General features: G+C 70.9%; 2 protein-coding genes. Both read left to right on the forward strand.

Annotated elements, in window-relative coordinates; translation table 11 throughout:
• The first annotated feature begins 150 nt into the window (after window positions 1-150).
• Entirely contained in the window at window positions 151-1740 is a 1590-nt protein-coding gene (gene istA / locus FL311_RS42525; RefSeq protein WP_228557459.1) for an IS21 family transposase, read from the forward strand.
• 53 nt (window positions 1741-1793) lie between these two features.
• On the forward strand, window positions 1794-2576 hold the full coding sequence (istB, locus tag FL311_RS42530) for an IS21-like element helper ATPase IstB (protein ID WP_141333314.1): 783 nt from the start codon (window positions 1794-1796) through the stop codon (window positions 2574-2576).
• Window positions 2577-2707: the final 131 nt, after the last annotated feature.

Below are 2707 nucleotides of genomic sequence, written 5' to 3' on the forward strand. Positions count from 1 at the left end.
TGTCGTAGCTCGGCGTAACAGGTCCTCTGGAGTTCGGCGAACCCGGTCGGGGTGAGTTCGGCCAAACCGGTCCGCACCGGTTCGGCCAAACCGGTCCTCCGGGTGCTCCGCCGACAGGTCACGCTGGCTTCCCTTGGAAAGGGAAGTGGCGTGAGTAACCGGAGAGTGGAGATGGACCGGCTGCAGGAATTGGTGCGGTTGCATCGCCTGGGCACGCCCGCGCGGCAAGTGGCCCGGGTGCTGCGAATGGGCGTGGACGTGGAGCGCAGCTACCGGCGCGTACTGGAGACGGCGGGATTGCTGCGGGGCGACGTGCAGGTGCTACCCGAGCTCGAGGTGCTCAAGGCCGCGGTGGTGGCGGCGCGGCCCGCGGCCCCGCCAGCGCCCCAGCAGACGTCCAGCCTGGAGGCACACCGCGCCCAGGTGGAGGCGTGGGTGGCCAAGGGTCTGCGACCGCAGGCCAGCTTCACCCGGTTGCAGATGGAGGCGGGGGTGCCGGCAGGCAGCCTCTCGGCCGTCAAACGCCTGGTGGGCAGCGTGCGTCGGGCGCAGGGCGTGAGTGAAGAGGACGTCGCCATCCCCGTGGAGACGGCCCCGGGCGAGGTGGCGCAGGTGGACTTCGGTGAAGTGGGCCGGCTGTACGACGCGGACACGGGGACGCTGCGGCGCGCCTGGGTGTTCGTCATGGTGCTCGGCTACAGCCGCCACCTCTTCGCCACGGTGGTGTTCGACCAGCGCGTGGAGACGTGGCTGCGCTGCCACGAGGCCGCCTTCGCGTACTTCGGCGGCGTGCCCCGCTGCGTGGTGCCCGACAACCTCAAGGCGGCGGTGGTGCGCGCGGCCTTCGGGGTGGACGGGGAGCGGGCCCTGCAGCGCAGCTACCGTGCGCTGGCGCGCCACTACGGCTTCATCGTCGACCCGGCCCCGCCCCGCGCCCCCGAGAAGAAGGGCAAGGTGGAGGCGGGCGTGCGCTATGTGAAGGGCAACTTCTTCGCCGGGAGGGCCGGAGAGGACGCGCGTGAGTGCGAGGCCGCGCTGCAGCGCTGGCTGCGAGACGTGGCGTCGGTGCGCGTGCACGGCACGACGGGGCGCCAGCCGCGTCTCCTCTTCCAGCAGGCCGAGGCCGCGGCGCTGCGCGCGCTGCCGACGGGCGCATGGGCGCCCGAGGTGTGGCACGAGGCCCGCGTGCACCGCGACGCCCACGTCATGTACGGCCGACGGCTGTACTCGGTGCCGTGGCGTCTCATTGGCCAGCGCGTCTGGCTGTGCGTCACGGCCCATGACGTGCGCGTGTACGCCCAGGACGAGCGCGTGGCCACCCACCCGCTGCGCGGCGAGAGCCACCGCAGCACCGTGGAGTCCCACCTGCCCGAGGCGCGCGCGGCCCTGCGCCACCGCAGCCGCGACCATTGGGAGACGCGGGCGGCCCGGCTGGGTCCTCACACCGAGGCGTACGTGCGCGCCGTCTTCGACGCCGATGACGTCCTCAGCCAACTGCGCTGCGTGCAGGCCATGGTGGTGCACCTGGAGGGCTTCCCGCGCGAGCGGGCCGAGGCCGCGTGCCGCCGGGCGCTGCATTTCGGCAACCTGCGCTACCAGGGCCTCAAGGACATCCTGCGCCGCGGCCTGGACTTGCAGCCGTTGCCCCAGGACGGGCACCTGGCCATCGCCACGCCCGCCGCCACGGCTGCGCCGCCGGCTCCCCGCTACGCGCGCGACGTGCGCACGCTGCTGCGTTAGCGCTCCCCTTCGCTGTCCTTGCAGTCCCACCCCGCTCAAGGAGTGTCCCCCGCATGAGTACCTATGACGAGCTTGTCCCCGTCCTGAAGAAGCTGCGCCTGTCCGGGCTGCTGCAGTCCCTCGAGGTGCGCTGCCGCGAGGCGGCCGACGCCAACCTGTCGCTGACGGAATTCCTCTACCGACTACTGGCCGACGAGGTGGAGCGCCGCGACGGTAAGCAGTTGGACGCGCGCCTGCGCCGTGCCGCCTTCGAGCGGCCCAGCACCCTGGAGGACTTCGATTTCTCCTTCAACACCTCCGTCCCTCGCACCAAGGTGCTGGAGCTGGGCACTTGCACCTTTGTCGAGCGGCACGAGAACGTGCTGGTGGTAGGACCGGCGGGCGTCGGCAAGAGTCACCTCGCCCAGGCGCTGGGGCAGCGAGCTTGCCGCGCTGGCCATACCGTCCTCTACGTGAGTGCCCACGACATGCTCACGCAGCTGCGAGCCTCACGCGCTGACAACAGCTACGAGCGACGCCTCCTGCGCTTCACCACGCCAGCCCTGCTCATCATCGACGACCTCGGACTGCGGCCACTCACGGGCGAGGAGGGCATCGACCTGTACGAGATTGTCCGCCGTCGCTACGAGCGCGCGGCCACTTGCATCACCTCCAATCGTGCCCTGGAGGAGTGGCCGCCGCTATTCGGTGACGCACTGCTGGCCAGTGCCGCCATGGACCGACTGCTGCACCACGCCAATGTCCTCACCATTGAGGGTGACAGCTACCGCAACCCACCGCCCGCCAAGCGTACCCGCGCACCGCGCGCGGCCCAGGTTGAGGCCCTCGCACGCTGACACCTGGCAGAGCCCCTGCCGGACCGGTTTTGCCGAACTCGCGCGGTCCACACTGTCGCGCTTCCTGGGCGCTTCACGTCCGGACCTGATTGGCCGAACCCAACAGCGACCTGATTGGCCGAGCCTTGACA

This window comes from Myxococcus sp. AB025B, assembly GCF_006518215.1.
GTDB lineage: Bacteria > Myxococcota > Myxococcia > Myxococcales > Myxococcaceae > Myxococcus > Myxococcus fulvus.

Coding starts and splice junctions, on each gene's coding strand:
- istB (WP_141333314.1), top strand. CDS start 1,794: ATGAGTACCTATGACGAGCTTGTCCCCGTCCTGAAGAAGCTGCGCCTG.